The sequence below is a fragment of the Rhodococcus baikonurensis genome (assembly GCF_040489275.1).
Taxonomy (GTDB): domain Bacteria; phylum Actinomycetota; class Actinomycetes; order Mycobacteriales; family Mycobacteriaceae; genus Rhodococcus_F; species Rhodococcus_F baikonurensis.
Window position 1 is genome coordinate 1 of the sequence record NZ_JBEUOQ010000018.1, and the last position, 14,731, is coordinate 14,731.

General features: G+C 62.1%; 14 protein-coding genes. 8 read left to right on the forward strand and 6 right to left on the reverse strand.

Going from position 1 to position 14,731, the window contains the following annotated elements:
- The 4 genes from ABWI03_RS28535 to ABWI03_RS28550 all read left to right on the forward strand — a co-directional run.
- Positions 1-426 (forward strand): NAD(P)/FAD-dependent oxidoreductase (locus ABWI03_RS28535; protein WP_353799007.1); only part of this gene is annotated, 426 nt, incomplete at its 5' end.
- Between the two features lie 13 nt (positions 427-439).
- A complete protein-coding gene (locus tag ABWI03_RS28540) occupies positions 440-880 on the forward strand; it encodes a DUF1931 family protein (RefSeq protein ID WP_024487875.1) in 441 nt (146 codons plus the stop codon).
- A 1,070-nt stretch (positions 881-1,950) separates the two neighbouring features.
- A complete protein-coding gene (locus tag ABWI03_RS28545) occupies positions 1,951-2,412 on the forward strand; it encodes an Hsp20/alpha crystallin family protein (protein ID WP_095971678.1) in 462 nt (153 codons plus the stop codon).
- 179 nt (positions 2,413-2,591) lie between these two features.
- The gene (locus ABWI03_RS28550) at positions 2,592-2,942 is read left to right on the forward strand and encodes a hypothetical protein (protein ID WP_095971677.1); all 351 of its coding nucleotides are present in this window, start codon (positions 2,592-2,594) and stop codon (positions 2,940-2,942) included.
- A 98-nt stretch (positions 2,943-3,040) separates the two neighbouring features.
- Here ABWI03_RS28550 and dnaB read toward each other — a convergent pair whose 3' ends face one another.
- The 5 genes from dnaB to rpsF all read right to left on the reverse strand — a co-directional run bounded on the left by dnaB (position 3,041) and on the right by rpsF (position 7,419).
- Entirely contained in the window at positions 3,041-5,278 is a 2,238-nt protein-coding gene (dnaB, locus tag ABWI03_RS28555) for a replicative DNA helicase (RefSeq protein WP_037137090.1), read from the reverse strand.
- A 508-nt stretch (positions 5,279-5,786) separates the two neighbouring features.
- Positions 5,787-6,242: a 50S ribosomal protein L9 gene (gene rplI / locus ABWI03_RS28560; protein WP_007735531.1), complete on the reverse strand. Its 456-nt coding sequence runs from the start codon at positions 6,240-6,242 to the stop codon at positions 5,787-5,789.
- A gap of 18 nt (positions 6,243-6,260) precedes the next feature.
- Positions 6,261-6,503 (reverse strand): 30S ribosomal protein S18, encoded by a 243-nt coding sequence (rpsR, locus tag ABWI03_RS28565; protein WP_003941245.1) that lies wholly within the window; start codon positions 6,501-6,503, stop codon positions 6,261-6,263.
- A 39-nt stretch (positions 6,504-6,542) separates the two neighbouring features.
- Complete coding sequence (locus tag ABWI03_RS28570; protein ID WP_003941248.1) at positions 6,543-7,067, reverse strand: single-stranded DNA-binding protein; 525 nt, start codon at positions 7,065-7,067, stop codon at positions 6,543-6,545.
- Between the two features lie 64 nt (positions 7,068-7,131).
- Complete coding sequence (gene rpsF / locus ABWI03_RS28575; RefSeq protein ID WP_003941237.1) at positions 7,132-7,419, reverse strand: 30S ribosomal protein S6; 288 nt, start codon at positions 7,417-7,419, stop codon at positions 7,132-7,134.
- Positions 7,420-7,629: 210 nt separating this feature from the next.
- On the opposite strand from rpsF, the gene ABWI03_RS28580 reads away from it, so the two are divergent.
- From ABWI03_RS28580 to ABWI03_RS28590, 3 genes are read left to right on the forward strand one after another with little or no spacing between them, the layout of a single operon-like run.
- Positions 7,630-8,985, forward strand: coding sequence for a glycosyltransferase family 87 protein (locus ABWI03_RS28580; RefSeq protein WP_095971675.1), 1,356 nt, complete (start codon positions 7,630-7,632; stop codon positions 8,983-8,985).
- Positions 8,985-9,569: a GNAT family N-acetyltransferase gene (locus ABWI03_RS28585; protein WP_298772653.1), complete on the forward strand. Its 585-nt coding sequence runs from the start codon at positions 8,985-8,987 to the stop codon at positions 9,567-9,569. Before ABWI03_RS28580 ends, ABWI03_RS28585 begins: the two co-directional genes overlap by 1 nt.
- A gap of 45 nt (positions 9,570-9,614) precedes the next feature.
- The gene (locus ABWI03_RS28590; RefSeq protein WP_298772651.1) at positions 9,615-10,394 is read left to right on the forward strand and encodes a DUF4190 domain-containing protein; all 780 of its coding nucleotides are present in this window, start codon (positions 9,615-9,617) and stop codon (positions 10,392-10,394) included.
- Positions 10,395-10,400: 6 nt separating this feature from the next.
- Here ABWI03_RS28590 and ABWI03_RS28595 read toward each other — a convergent pair whose 3' ends face one another.
- Positions 10,401-14,243: an nSTAND1 domain-containing NTPase gene (locus ABWI03_RS28595; protein WP_298772648.1), complete on the reverse strand. Its 3,843-nt coding sequence runs from the start codon at positions 14,241-14,243 to the stop codon at positions 10,401-10,403.
- 187 nt (positions 14,244-14,430) lie between these two features.
- On the opposite strand from ABWI03_RS28595, the gene ABWI03_RS28600 reads away from it, so the two are divergent.
- Positions 14,431-14,730, forward strand: coding sequence for a helix-turn-helix transcriptional regulator (locus ABWI03_RS28600; protein WP_047888681.1), 300 nt, complete (start codon positions 14,431-14,433; stop codon positions 14,728-14,730).
- The last annotated feature ends 1 nt before the right edge of the window (position 14,731 follow it).

Below are 14,731 nucleotides of genomic sequence, written 5' to 3' on the forward strand. Positions count from 1 at the left end.
CTGGTCGACCAGATCGAACACCATCCGCGGGTCACCGTGCACCGGCACACCGAGATTCGTGCGGTCCACGGCGAGAAATACCTCGAAGCAATTGCGGTCGAGGACAATCATACCGGCGACCAGGACACGATTCGGGTGCGCGCCCTGTTCGTCTTCATCGGGGCGGTACCGCACACCGGGTGGCTTGCCGACGCGATCGCACTCGACGACCACGGCTTCGTCCTCACCGGTGAGGACGCGATCCACGCACGAGCAGACGGCAGCCTGCCAATCAACGGCGGCCTGTCCAGGACGCTCGAAACCAGCCTGCCCGGCCTGTTCGCGGCGGGCGACATCCGCCGAGGTTCGGTGAAACGAGTGGCATCCGCCGTCGGCGAAGGAGCGATGGCCGTACGCCAAATCCATGAATACTTCGAAAGGAGCTGACGACATGCCAGTAATGGGCACCGTGAAATTCCAACGGTTCTTCAGGGCAGCGGCCGGACTGCAGGTCGACCGGAACGATCTCAAGCGCTATACCGATTTCATCGACGACAAGATCTACGACGTGATCCTGATCGGGAAAGCCTCCGCGAAAGCAAACTTGCGCGACGTGATCGAACCGTGGGACCTGCCGATCACCAAGGGATTACAGGAGAGCATCCACCGGTTCGAAAAACTCGACGAGGAGATCGAACTTCAACCGCTGCTCGATCAGCTCACGGCCCGCCCGCCCTTGGACGTGGCCCTCTCAGAGGAGACAGAGCAACGACTGCCGCTGATCGCAGGAGGGTTGAGCGTAGCGCTGGCGCAAACTTTCGCCACGGTCGAGCCGGACCGCAAGAACCCCGGCACAGCCCAATGGACAGTCGCCTTCGACATCTTCCACCTCCTTCTGTGATTACCACCCGTCCCGGCTGACAGCGCGTCTGAGTTCGAATATGCTGTCCGGCTGCGAAAATGCCGGTGCGATTCAGAACTGCCTGTCAGTTGGCGTCGACGACGGAGGATTTCCGGCGAGAGGTGCGGTTTCCGCGCTCGATTCTCGAGCAGCGAGAACTCCAGTGAGGGACTCGATTACAGCCCTCAGATCTTCTGCCGTGAGCGGGTTCGGCTTACACGCCGAACCTCTGACACCGGTAGTCCGCGTGGCCAGGCGACGAGCAGAACTCGTCGATCGCCGATCGCTCCTTCGGCTCATCTGAGAACCTTTCGTCTTCACTTTCTCGATCCCCGCATCGGGCGGGCCCTGAGCACTTCTGGGCGCGCACAGCTCAAGGCCCGGCAAGGAGACCAGTGAGGGTGATATGGCCTTGCCTTGACGAACACCCGCCCGAATGTTTGCCCCCTCGAACGGAACGGGTGCCCCCGACCCGACGAAGGTTATTGCGCACTGCTTGTAGACGACAGGGTCGAAAGTCCCAGTTCCATTGTGATGAGCAAGCTTTGACGGTGGCTGAAGTGTTCTCCCTTACAGCCGGTTCGGTGTGTGCACGAACACCGACATCGTTCGCAGCGACTCCGACGAACGAGCACCCGCGATGTTCGATGCCCGATCCACCCGCAAACATCGGGAAAAGACCTATTTTGCGAAAGCATTCGGAACAGACGTCTGCAAACCAAATACCAGGCACGGGCCACCTTTCCAGGCACCGCGGCTACTGCGCAGCTAGCGTGACCACTTCTTGGCATCGAAGGCGACAGAGCCGGCGGCTCCATTACCGCACCGCCGCTACTGACGAAGTGCCGTACCGCGCCGCCCGAGTCGATTCGAGGCCGAAGGCGGCCACCGCTTTTGTCGGGACCAGGCAACGCAGCGATCTTCAGGGACCGGAACACTTCCCCAAAGCTTCTGGCACTCTCGGTTGCAGAGTGCTAATTCGTGTGGTTATCATGTTCTCGCACAGTAAGTTCGGTCAACCGCCACAGTGGCGGTGACCTTTCTTTTCACAATATGGGAGGTGTGTTGCTGTGCTTCGTTTCGATCCTTTCACCGACATCGACGCGATCACCAAGTCCGTACTCGCCGCGGGAACCGGCAACGGACGCAGTCCACGGTTCATGCCGATGGACCTCTACAAGGTCGAAGACCAGTACGTCCTGCACGCCGATCTTCCCGGCGTCGACCCAGGATCAGTGGACGTCCACATCGACGGCTCGACTCTGACGTTGACCGCGCATCGCACCGCTCTTTCCGAAGAGGGTGTGAGCTGGCTGGCGAGTGAGCGTTTCGCTGGAACATACAGACGGCAACTGTCCATCAGCGACGACATCGACGCCGAACAGATCGTCGCCTCATACGACAACGGCGTGTTGACGGTGACCTTGCCGATCGCGGAGAAGGCGAAACCGCGGCGGATCGAGGTCTCCTCCGGACCGCCCTCCCGAACCGAAACCATCGAAGCGACAACACAGGTCCAGGTCGAAGTCTGATCCTACCGGCCCGGACAAGCGTTCCACGGTGGGGTGAGTTCCGAAGACACGCGATGCGTGCTCGGGACCCACCCCACCGCCCTTTCGATCCCCACCGCCGTTCGGTCCTCTCTGCACCCGTATGGCCGATCGGCCCATCCACCACACGAAAGAATCAGCACGAGAACCCTTTAGCCGTCATGACTGCATCAACCTTCCCCCCGCACGAGCAATCCAACAACACAGGCAACACCGAATCCCGCCCGCACACCTCGCCCAATTGGTGGGATCACCACCGCCCGATCACCAGCGACGAATACAGCGACATGGCGTTGATGCTCGGTGCCCTCTCGATCCTGACGTTCTGGATGTTCGGCCTCAGCATCCTCCTCGGTGCCGCCGCCATCGGAATCGCCCTGGCAGCGCGCCGACCCGACACCCCCGGACGCGATCTGGGCGACAACACCGCCGGCGTGGTCGGGATCCTCACCGGCATTGCCGGAATCGCCTTCGGCGCCGTCTTCCTCACCGCAGCACTACCCCACCTGTAGACAAACCGAATTTTGCACTAGTGGAATCGAATTGGTGCTTGTAGCAGGATCTCACAAGATCTGAAATCCGTCCCACCTTCAGGCGATGGCGGCAGCAGCTATCCCCGCGCCATATCGACGAATTTCGAGAGGTGAAGTTGGTGCGCCACAGTGATTGTCGCGGTCGGGCCGTTACGGTGCTTACCCAGAATCAGGTCGGCTTCACCGCCACGGGGATCGTCTCGCTCGGTCGCGTCAGGGCGATACAGCAGGATCACCATGTCGGCGTCCTGCTCGAGCGATCCGGACTCACGAAGGTCGGCGACCTGGGGACGCTTGTCGGTTCGCTGCTCAGGACCACGGTTGAGCTGACAGATCGCGACAACCGGAACTTCAAGCTCCTTCGCCAAAAGCTTTAGGCTACGGGAGAATTCGGAGACTTCCTGCTGACGGGACTCGACCTTTTTACCCGAGCTCATCAGCTGGAGGTAGTCGATGACGATCAGGCGAATGTCGTGTTTCTGCTTGAGCCGCCGCGCTTTTGCGCGGATTTCCATCATGGTGAGGTTGGGGGAGTCGTCGATGAATAGCGGCGCCTCACTGATCTCACTCATGCGACGCGCGAGCTTGGTCCAGTCGTCGTCGGTCATCTTTCCGGAGCGCATGTCGCCGAGCTTGATCTTTGCCTCTGCGGACAGCAGACGCATGACGATCTCGGTTTTGCTCATTTCCAGCGAGAACATGACGCTGGCCATGCCATGGGTAATTGAGCAGGAACGCAGGAAATCCATTCCGAGCGTGGAGTTGTGCGTCGGGACCATCGAATGACCGGCCAGGTACATGTGGTCGGCGTTGTCGACCTCGACGCAGCGAACCGGAACACTCGCAATTGGCCGAACGTCGACAATGAAGCGCGATCCGTGATCCTCGGCGCGCAGTTCCTTGTGGAACAACATCTTTCGAGAAACGCGGAACACATCTGCGTTTGCAACAATCGACAGAACTGATTCGCCTGCAATTGTTACTCCAAAACCGAGGCCAACAACCAACTCCGCGATATCGCCTGACAGACCTTGATGTGCAATCGCCAAGGCAATCGAACCGTCGTCGCCGACAACACCCGCAACATCGAGGATGCCTGCCAGCAGGTCGCGTCGCTGCCCGATGGGGCCACGGAGGTACTCGGCCGGAATGCGCTTGTCTTCCAAGGACACCTGGGCGCAACCATCGCCCTCGAGGAACATGGCAATCTCGGGGTCAACCGAATCGAGAGCACCGTCGGTGCCCAACCACACACCGAAGGTGTAAGCGGGAGTCACGAGTTCCTGGGCCGCAAAATCCAAGGCAGCAGTGTTGGCAACTCGATGCCCGGAATCCAGATGGGCGTAAATATCGGCGGTAGTGCGGACCGAAACACTGGAGGTCTCCGTCAACCACTGATGCTGCTCGTCGGCAACCAACACAGTTCCGTCGGAGAACTCGACCTCGTAGCAAGGGCGGTCGACCATCACATCGGTAGCGGCAACAACCCGCGTCGGCTTGCCGTGGTTGTCGATCAACAGATCACCGACAGCAACGTCACCCATCGTGGTCCAGCCACTGGGGGTCGCGAGGGGAGTATCGAGGGCAAGCGCCTTGCCCACACCAGGTCTAGCCGCGACGATGATCATCTGACCTGCGTGAAGGCCGTTGGTGATCTCGTCGAGATCCTTGAATCCGGTGGGCACACCGAGGGAAATTCCGCCGCGGCTGGCGATGGAGTCGATCTCGTCCATCGTGGGCTGGAGGAGTTCGGTGAGGGGTACGAAGTCTTCGGTGGTCCGACGCTCGGTGACCTCGAAAATCTCGGCCTGCGCGCGGTCGACAACCTCGGCCACGTCCTGACCCTCGGTGCCGGCGTAGCCGTACTGGACGATGCGCGTACCGGCATCGACGAGACGACGCAGCACGGACTTCTCCGCCACGATCTCGGCATAGAAGGCGGCGTTGGCCGCTGTGGGCACTGTCTGGGTCAACGTCACCAGGTAGGCGGCACCGCCGATACGGCGGAGCTCACCTCGACGGTCGAGCTCGGCGGAGACCGTCACCGGGTCGGCGGGCTCGCCGCGGCTGTAGAGGTCCAGGATCACGTCGTAGACGGACTGATGGGCGGGCCGGTAGAAGTCACCCGGACGCAGTACCTCGAGAACGTCGGCGATGGCGTCCTTGCTCAGCAGCATGCCGCCGAGCACCGACTGCTCGGCAGTCATGTCCTGAGGTGGCTGGCGTCCGAACTCCTGGTCGGGCTCGGCCTCGGGAGGGCCTGGGTAATCCGGCCCCGAGAAGTCGGAAGGTCCTCGATCATCTACAACAGCCACAAGCGAGACCTTCCCGTAAAACACTCGACGACACTGCCAGAAACCGCAGCGCCCTCATCATTTGTACCTGCCCCCACCGACATCCCCTAGCCGCATTCGGCCGGGCTGTAGATAGACGCCGAGATGACGTTAGGGACTAGTAGGTCCGCATACAAACCGGACTGTGGATAAAGCTGTGGATGCTTTGTGGAAACTCCCGCCCCACGGTGTGCACCGCCTGTGGAGCATTTGGGGACTACTTTGCCAAGAAACTACAAAAGACCAGGTAGATGGCTATCCACAATTTCACAGGCCTGTTGATGAAAATAGTTTTTCCACAGTCGGCGCGTCGGCGTGTCGGGCGTGTTGCCTCGCCCGATTCGTCACTGATTCCCGAAGGCGAACATCACAGTGTGAGAGTTATCCCCAGGTCCGATTCGGGACGCTGACAGGCGGCACACCGCATCCGAAACAAAACGTCGGGCCCCGCACACCGAAGTGTGCGGGGCCCGACGAGACGAACAGTCGACTATGCGCCGACGACGTTCAGGTTGAACTTGGCAACCACATCGGGGTGCAGGTTCACGACCACGGCGTGCTTGCCCGTGTTCTTGATGTGAGCCTTCGGCAACACGATGGAGCGCTTGTCGACAACCGGTCCACCGGCAGCCTTGATCGCAGCAGCGACGTCAGCGACGGTAACCGAACCGAAGAGCTTGCCCGAGCCACCGGCGGTCTTGACCGTCAGTGTCACGGACTCGAGGCCCTCGATAGCTGCCTTGAGCTCCTTGGCGTGATCCAGGCCGCGCACAGCGCGCGCTTCCTGTGCACGACGGATGCCCTCGACCTGCTTCTCGGCGCCACGGGTGGCGACGATTGCCAGTCCGCGGGGGAGCAGGTAGTTACGGCCGTAGCCGTCCTTGACCTCCACGGTGTCGCCAGGCGCACCGAGGTTGTCCACGTCAGCGGTGAGGATGAGCTTCATGTTCTTTCCTCCCTTTCCTTAGCGAGCCACGGTGGCGTAAGGCAGCAGTGCTACCTCACGTGAGTTCTTGACGGCAATGGCAACGTCGCGCTGGTGCTGGACGCAATTGCCGGTGACACGGCGAGCACGGATCTTTCCGCGATCGCTGACGTACTTACGAAGCAACGTCGTGTCCTTGTAGTTGATCTGCGTGTTCTTCTCTTTGCAGAAGGTGCAGACCTTCTTCTTCATAACCTTGTCGCGCAAGGGCGGCTTCGGCATGTCTTTGCTCTTTTCTGGATGTTCCTGATCAGGTACGGATCAGAAGGGCGGTTCGTCGCTGCCCGCACCACCGAAGGAGCCCGAAGCCTGAGGCGCACTGCCCCAAGGATCGTCTCCACCCGAAGGTGCAGCACTCGGACGTCCGCCACCCGATCCGCCGGAGGAACCGCCGAAGTTGCCGCCTCCACCGCCGCCACCACGGTTGGCCTTGTTGACCTTTGCCGTGGCGTACTTCAGTGAAGGACCGATTTCATCGACTTCGAGCTCGACGACAGTTCGCTTTTCGCCCTCGCGAGTTTCGTACGAACGCTGCTTGAGCCGGCCGCTCACGATTACTCGTGAGCCACGGGTCAAGCTCTCCGCGACGTTCTCGGCTGCTTCGCGCCAGATGTTGCAACGCATGAACAGTGCATCGCCGTCTTTCCATTCATTGGAATTACGGTCGAAGGTGCGGGGCGTGGAAGCAACCGTGAAGTTTGCAACCGCGGCACCCGCCGGGGTGAAACGAAGTTCAGGATCAGCCGTCAGGTTTCCGATGACGGTGATGATGGTGTCGCCAGCCATGTGGTTCCTCCTGCATTGATGTAAGACCGTTGGGCGCGAGAGTAGAGCTCGCTACCGACAGTAATTACTTGTTGTGGCGCAGAACCTTCGTGCGCAGAACCGACTCGTTCAGACCGAGCTGACGATCGAGCTCAGCGACGGTGGCGGGAGTGGCGTTGATGTCGATCACCGCGTAGATACCTTCAGCATGCTTCAGGATCTCGTAGGCGAGACGACGCTTACCCCAGACATCGACCTTGTCGATCGTGCCGCCGTGCTGGCGCACAACATTGAGGAACGTATCCAGTGAAGGAGCGACAGTGCGCTCGTCCAGGCTGGGGTCAAGGATGACCATCAATTCGTAATGACGCATAAGACCTCATCACCTCCTGTGGACTAAGTGAAAACGGCCACGGACTATCCGTGGCAGGAGGGTCGTTGCGTCAGCAACCCTCGTAGGTTACACGAGGGGCCTTGACCAGGGAAATCGTCCCGCCCATCCGCGAAGACCGCCAGGTCGATACGCGACGCGTGGCGCAGACGTGTCACCCCGCGAGGCACTGCGCCCCCTAGGGTGAGAATCATGCGAACAGACCGCAAGACCCCGGCGTCGATCCTGGCGTTGGTCGTCGGATTGTGCGGGCTGACGATGGCGCTGGGCTATTTCAACAAGGCCAGATGCGGCGGTGCACCGTTCGCGCCCGACGGCCGAAGCCTGAACTTCGACGTCAACAAGAACATCGACGTCTGCTACTCCGACATTCAACTGCTCTGGCTCGGACGAGGCATCGATCAGCATCTGTTCCCCTTCGTCACCGGCGGCATAACGCCCGAAGGATTCCTGACCGGCGGAACCGTCGAATACCCGGTGCTCAGCGGAATTCTGATGTGGCTGGGCGGTATCGGCTCACACACCGACACTGATTTCCTTCTGCACTCGGCACTGATCCTGGCTCCTTTCGGACTGCTCACGGCGTGGATGCTCGGCAAGATGAGCGGCGCGTACGCGCTCGTGTGGTCGGCGACTCCGCCCCTGGTTCTGTACGCATTCCACAACTGGGAGCTCCCGGTGGTGGCCACCAGCGTCGGCGCGATCTTCCTGATGACGTTCGAGCGGATCCCACTGCGAACTCGCGCGGTTCTGGCGGCCGTCATCCTGGCGATCGGTTTCTGTTTGAAGCTGTACCCGGGAATGTTCGTCCTGCCGCTCATGGCCTACGTGCTCCTACGCGGCACCGAAGGCAAGCGTTACGACGTTCGTGGAGCGCTGATGACGGCGGGAGCGGCGATCGTCACCGTCGTCCTCGTCAACCTCCCGTTCGCCCTCATCTCGTACGAAGGCTGGCGCGCGTCGTTCAGCTTCCAGGAGAAGCGAAGCGCAGACATCACCACCAACTCACTGTGGTTCTGGGGGCTGCGCCCGTTCTACGGTTTCGGGGTTCGCGAACTCAACGCCGACTACGACGCACTGGTGAGCATTCTGTCTCCGGTGATGATCCTGGCGTCGTTCGCGCTCGCGATGTATCTGGGTTGGCGACGCTACGTCCGCGACGGCTACTTTCCGTGGATTGCGGTCAGTGCCGCGATGCTGTGCGGATTCGTGTTGCTGCACAAGGTCAATTCACCGCAGTACACGCTGTGGATCCTGCCGTTCCTCGTCCTGTTCAAGATCCGGTGGTTCTGGATCGTCGCCTATCTGATCGTCGACGCGGCGTTGGGCATCGGCATCTTCCGGTACTTCTACCAACTGGACATGAATCTCGATCCGAGCAAGTACGAAGCCGTCGTCCAGGCGAGCGTGTGGGGCCACGTCATCCTGCTCGCCGTGTTCTTCTTCCTGTTCCTGCGAGTCCCGCTGCGGTATCCGCTTGCCGGCGGGACCGATCAGATTGCCAACTCCGACAACAACCTTCCGACACACTCACGGGAGCACGCCTGATGACTGCCTCATGGTTCGAATCACCGACGCTGACCGGTGATCGTGTCCGACTCGAACCCCTGGGCGTCGCGCACACCGACGCTCTGCTCGCTGCTGCCGACGACCCGGCGATCTTTCGTTGGACCGCATCGCCCATCACCGATCGGGAACAGGCACGGAAGTACATCGCTGCAGCAACCGACGACCCGAATCGGATCGCCTTCGCGCAGGTGAACATCGCGACGAACGCCGTGGTCGGCACTACGTCCATGTACCAGATCGACCCGGTAAACCGCAGTCTTGCAATCGGATACACGTGGTTGTCGCGATCGGTTCAGGGAACCGGGATCAATCCCGAATCGAAACTGCTCCTGCTTCGTCACGCCTTCGACCAACTCGAAGCCGTACGCGTCGAGTGGCACACGGACGAGTTCAACGAACAGTCCAGGGCAGCGATCGCAAAGCTCGGCGCTCAGTTCGAGGGCCTGCTGCGCAAGCACCGACGCCGCGCCGACGGCAGTTGGCGGACAACAGCGCTGTTCGCGATGACCGACGACGATTGGCCGGCCATCGCGCCTCAGCTGGAGACACGTACCCGAAACTAGCCATCACCTGCACTCTTCGGCGAAGTCCATGCCAAGATTCACCTCATGAGCGATCAGGGTGGGTACGGGTACCAGGGCAATCAGAATTGGCAACCGGCTCCGTACGGGCAGCCCGATCCGTACGGCAGGCGCCCGACCAACACACTCGCGGTACTCGCTCTCGTCTTCGCGTTCCTCATCGCGCCGTTGGGGATCGTCTTCGGGCACATCGCACGCGGACAGATCAAACGGACGGGCGAGGAAGGCGACGGACTCGCCCTTGCCGGTCTGATCATCGGCTACATCTTCACCGCACTCGGCATCCTGGCCGTGATCGTGTGGATCGCGTTCTTCGGGCTGCTCGCGGCCGCTTTCGGCAACGCCGCCGATGAAGCGAGTTCGCGGAGTTTCACCTACACGACGCCGTACTCGCACTCCACGACCACGACTCGGGCGCCGAGCGCACCCACCACAGCGCCGAGAACGACGACACCCCCACGCGTCACAACCTCGATCGGTCCGGCGCCGACCGTCTCGGGCACCGACCGTCAGGGCTTCGTCTCCGGCGGCCCCAGTTGCAACTCGACCAATCCTGCCGTCGCCATCGCCGTCACGACCGGATCACGAATCGTGATCTGCGAAACCGGAGTCGGCCGTTACTACTACAAGGGTCAGCGGCTGAGCGACGGCGCCACCATCGAACTCGACGATCCAACCCCCACCGGCAACGGATTCACCGTCACCAACAAGGACGTGACATACAAGCTCACCTCCGCCGGACTGGTCATCACCGGCAGCGGAGGCGAGCTGGGTCGGGAAGCGGCGCTCGAGTTCTGGATGAACTGACCTGCGTCAGCCGGCGCACGGATCCTGGTAGGGAACACCGGGCAGGTAACGCTCCCACTCGGCTTCCGTGATGGGAGATCCTGCGGTGCGACACAATCGATCAACGACGCTGTCGGGGTCGATTCCCCACAAGCGAACCGTCTTGTCCGACCCACTGCCCGCGATCATGTCACTCTCGCCGGCGAACTGCGCATCGTTGACGCGGCCCGGGTAGGCGGACAGCGTCGCAAATCGTGTTGACCGCGAGGGAGTCTCGATGTCCCAGAGCCACACGGTTCCGTCGCCGACACCCGCAGCGAGCCGATCACCGGCGCGGTTGAACGAGATCGAATAGATTGCGCCCTCGGGGCCGACAAGACGAGCGAGCTCCTCGGGTGCCGACGGTGTGCGAACGTCCCACACGGCGACACTGTGATCAGCACTTCCGGCGGCCAACAGGGTTCCGTCGGCACTGAAAGACACTGCTAGTGCGTAACTTTCGAATCCGCCGACCGTCGCTGCCACGCGGGGCGACGCTGCGTTCGACACGTCCCACAGATCCACTTCGTTCTTGGCGTTCGCGATCGCCAAGATGTCGGCGCCCGGTTGAAATGCCATCATCTGCGGGTAAGAGCCGACATCGGTCGACGACAGCAGCTTCGGAGCCGACGGGTCGGAAACGTCGACCAACGCAATGCTGTTGTCGTCCTGCGAGGACACCGCCAGCAGATCTCCGGCGGGATTCAGTGCGACAACCGCCACGATGCCCTTCACGTACACCGCAGGTTCGCTGTAGATCCGTGGCGACGCCGGATCACTCAGGTCCCAAAGATAGGCACCGCCGCCGCCGGTGCCGCTCACAGCCAGGTTCCCGTCTGCCGAGACCGCCGATGCTCCGGTGTAGGAGTCGGCCCCTTGCGGTTTCAGCTCCGGCATCATCGCGGGGCGATCGAGATCCTCGGTGTTCCACGCCAACATCGCGCCGCCCCTGGCGCCGACGCCGGCCACCAGACGCGAGCCGTCCGCGGCGAAGGGACCGGTGAAGATCGTGTCCCGAGGTCCCGCCCAGACCGGACCCGGCAGAGCCCACACGCGAGTGACGCCGTTCAGACCTCCGGTGATCAGGTTGCGGCCGTCGTCGCTGTAGTCGACCGTGGTCACCGCCCCACTGTCCGGAAGTGTTTCGATCAACGCCCCGGTTCGTGGGTCCCATACGCGCACGGAGTTGTCGGAACTTCCGGCAGCAAGGCGTGTTCCGTCTTTGCCGTAGTTGAGTTCGTTGACGTAACTGGAGAATCCCGTCAGTGCAGGAAGGGGAGTCGGGCGCGCCGGGTCGCTCATGTCCCACCGAACCACCTCCCTGCCAGTCGTTCCCGCAGCAAGCTCACGCCCGTCCGGGCTGAAGGCGACGCCGAGATAATGGACCGTGGTGCCGTTGGGCTCGGTCGCGAAGATCGGCGCCGATTCCTCACCCCACTTCGCGACGTCCCACACGCGCATTGTCGCTTGACGCCCGCCCGCCACGAGGAAGCGTCCGTCGGGGCTGAACGTCGCGGTGACGATGCCGTCAGCTGGATGCGGAAGAGCAGGCAAGGCAACGGCATTCGTGGAGCTGTCGATGTTCCATCGCAGGACGTCGGGCGTCGAGGTACCGGCGACCAGCTTGGTTCCGTCGGGGCTGAACTCCATGTCCTGCACGACTCGTTCACCGTCGACCGGAAGAATTCCACGCACCGGGTTCCTCGGATCCGACACGTCCCACAGTGCAGCACCGCCCGCACCACCGGTGGCAAGCAACCGTCCGTCCGGGCTGTAGGCGACGGCAAAGAGGGCCGCGCCCTCCGAGACTCCGAGGAACTCCGCCTGCGGAACAGCTGAGGCCACACCGTCCACCATCGGATAGAGTCTGACCTTCCCGTCCGAACCACCCACCGCCACAACAGTTCCGGCTGGGTTTATCCGCGCCTTCATCGCGCCGGGCGGTCCGATGATGCGGGTAGCCGAATGAACGCCGGATGCATCCAGCAATGCCGAGCGGGCTTCGGTCGTTTCGTTGACCGCAAATGCCGCCAGAGCGAGCTGCGACGCCAGCGACGGATCCCGCTCACGCATCCTGATCGACTCGGTGGCAACCTGCCGCGACATCGCCTCGTCACGCGCGGTATCCGCCTGGACACGTTGACGGTTCGCGCCGATGCCGGCGACGGTGGCAACCACCGCCAACACAAGAGCGATCACCGACGCTGCCGCCAACGCAGTCACGAGCCGTCGTAGCACGCGTGTACGTCGTCGATCGGCGAATTCCTGCTGATCACGATGCTCGATGCTCGCGGCGAGGTACTCCCGTTCGGTGGCGTTGAGGTCGGCGGAGCGGGTCTGGCTCGGCTCCAACGGGAGACCGAGTTCGCCCGAGTTCAGCCATTCTTCCGTCAGGTGAAGACGCGCGGGTCCGAGCAGCGCGCCAGGGTCGCGTCCACTGTCTTCCCACACCTGCGCCGCGTAGGTGAACCGGCGATGCACCGCCAGGCCGGCCCGGTCCGAGTCGATCCAATCGCGAAGCCGACTCCACGCGGACAGCAAGACTTCGTGCGAAACCTCGACGGTCTCCTCGTCGACGGTGAGAAGGCGGCGTAAGGCGAACCGGTCGATGACGGTATTCACGTCGTCGACGTCGTCACCGAGGAAGAGTTCGGTGCGCGGTGCGCGCCGTCGCGTCTGCGTCACTTCGTCGACGTTGACCAATCGCAGGAAGATCCTGCGCGCCAACTGCTGCTGCCTCTCTGTGAGCTCGCCGTACACTTCCTCCGCGCTTTGCTGGACTGCTCCGGCAATCCCGTCGGTGGCGTAGTAATCCGAGACCGTCAGCGTCTTACGCGTCGACCGTTGCCAGGTCCCCAACAACGCGTGTGAGAGCAAGGGCAAAGCGCCGGGGTCGCTCGCCGCGCGCGAACCGCGTGGTGTCAGCTCGGAGATCAGAACCTGAACCAATTCGCTCTGCACGGTCATCCCGGCCTTGACCGCCGGCTCGACGATCACCTCACGCAACTGCTCCTCGGTCAGCGGCCCGACCACCATCGGCGAGTCGTCGAGCAGCGGCACCAAGAGCGGTTCCTCCGCTGCGAGCCCGTAGAAGTCGGCACGCATGCCGATGACGGCAATGGTGTTCTCACCGAGTTCCGCGAGAGTCTGCAACATTTCCTCGCGTCGATCGCCGTCACACTGCGTCCACAGTTCCTCGAACTGGTCGAGGATCAGGACGGTTGATTCGGCGCCGATCGACGACGGAATTCCTCCCGTACCCGGCTGCAGGATTTGCACCTGCCAGCCGTCGAACCGTGGATCGTCGCCGGCGATCTTCGGGGCGAGCCCGGCCCGCAGCAACGACGACTTACCCGATCCGGAAGCGCCGATCACCATGAACTGACGGCGACCTTCACCTCGTATCGCCGACGCCACCCGTTCGGCCAAGTTGGCAGTGAGTTCGTCTCGACCGAAGAACCACTCGGCGTCCTCCTGCCGGAACGATTCGAGACCTCGATACGGAACGGTGGCGTCGCCGCGTCGTCTGGCCGTCAACTGCCTCACTCGTTGCACCGCACTGATCCAGCGCTGCCGCTCATCCTCGGAATCGACGCCGCACGCCTCGAGGAGCGCGAAAAACATCGGGGTACTCGCAGGCGTCGGCAGGTGTTGGCCGGCAAACCATCCGCTGACGGTTCCGTGCAAACCACCCGAACGCTCGACCGCTTCGCGAACCGTCAGTCCGGATGCCTTCCGCAACGCCGTGAGCGCCTCAGCAAACTGTCCACGCGACTCGATCTGGCCCGGATTGACCTGATTGTGCCTACCGGCTTCCGCCTTCGAGTTCATAGCGACGCACTCTATCGGAGCAGGTAGGGGATTTGTCCGTTGTATGGACTCTGTATCGAGAGCGTTGCGCCCGTTCCACTGAGACGCCTCGATCGAAATACTCGTTCTCAGTCGCTCCCGATGTCAGCAGCCCTTCTGCAAATACGGCAGTCGACGCCCATCCCCTCCGTCGAAAGGCGCTACTCGCATGTCTTCAATCGGCATTTCTTCGAAGATCGAGGCAAACGTGTCCCGAGTCGGCAACCCCAAGCACGGCAAGCACAAGCCGAAGCTGAGCGTCCGCGAGATCGAAGTACTTCTCGCCTGGCTTCGTTCGGATTCCAAGTCCGAGGTCGCCGAGACACTCGACCTCCGCGTCTGCACCGTCAACACACACATCACTCGGATCCGCACGAAGTACAGCGACGTCGGGCGGCCGGCTCCCACGAAGGCGGCGTTGTTCGCCCGCGCGGTCCAGGACGGGTACACCACCCTCGACGAATGGTGAC

Coding starts and splice junctions, on each gene's coding strand:
- ABWI03_RS28540 (WP_024487875.1), top strand. CDS start 440: ATGGGCACCGTGAAATTCCAACGGTTCTTCAGGGCAGCGGCCGGACTG.
- ABWI03_RS28550 (WP_095971677.1), top strand. CDS start 2,592: ATGACTGCATCAACCTTCCCCCCGCACGAGCAATCCAACAACACAGGC.
- rplI (WP_007735531.1), bottom strand. CDS start 6,242: ATGAAGCTCATCCTCACCGCTGACGTGGACAACCTCGGTGCGCCTGGC.
- rpsR (WP_003941245.1), bottom strand. CDS start 6,503: ATGCCGAAGCCGCCCTTGCGCGACAAGGTTATGAAGAAGAAGGTCTGC.
- ABWI03_RS28570 (WP_003941248.1), bottom strand. CDS start 7,067: ATGGCTGGCGACACCATCATCACCGTCATCGGAAACCTGACGGCTGAT.
- rpsF (WP_003941237.1), bottom strand. CDS start 7,419: ATGCGTCATTACGAATTGATGGTCATCCTTGACCCCAGCCTGGACGAG.
- ABWI03_RS28580 (WP_095971675.1), top strand. CDS start 7,630: ATGCGAACAGACCGCAAGACCCCGGCGTCGATCCTGGCGTTGGTCGTC.
- ABWI03_RS28585 (WP_298772653.1), top strand. CDS start 8,985: ATGACTGCCTCATGGTTCGAATCACCGACGCTGACCGGTGATCGTGTC.
- ABWI03_RS28590 (WP_298772651.1), top strand. CDS start 9,615: ATGAGCGATCAGGGTGGGTACGGGTACCAGGGCAATCAGAATTGGCAA.
- ABWI03_RS28595 (WP_298772648.1), bottom strand. CDS start 14,243: ATGAACTCGAAGGCGGAAGCCGGTAGGCACAATCAGGTCAATCCGGGC.
- ABWI03_RS28600 (WP_047888681.1), top strand. CDS start 14,431: ATGTCTTCAATCGGCATTTCTTCGAAGATCGAGGCAAACGTGTCCCGA.